Genomic DNA, 238 nt, shown 5'->3' on the forward strand with positions numbered 1-238 from the left:
GTCACGGCCAATGCCATCGCCACCAGTCCCCCCGCGACGTGCCAAGGATCGCCACCCGGTCCAACCCGAGATGATCCAACAGCTCCACGACATCCAGCGCCTCGCGCGGGATATTATAGCTGAGCGGATCAGCGGCGAATTCCGATTTCCCCCGGCCGCGATAATCCAGCCGGATCACCCGACAGCCGGTCAGATGCGGCAGGACATAGGAAAAATCGCGGCTGTCGCGGGTCAATCC

The 238-nt window shown here is 63.0% G+C and carries 1 protein-coding gene; it reads right to left on the reverse strand.

What is annotated here, in order from left to right:
- Window position 1 precedes the first annotated feature (1 nt).
- Window positions 2-238: alpha/beta fold hydrolase (locus Q4528_RS15900; protein ID WP_303522716.1), on the reverse strand; the 237-nt coding region annotated here is incomplete at its 5' end.

The sequence above is a fragment of the Staphylococcus pasteuri genome (assembly GCF_030547725.1).
Classification (GTDB): Bacteria; Bacillota; Bacilli; order Staphylococcales; family Staphylococcaceae; genus Staphylococcus; species Staphylococcus pasteuri.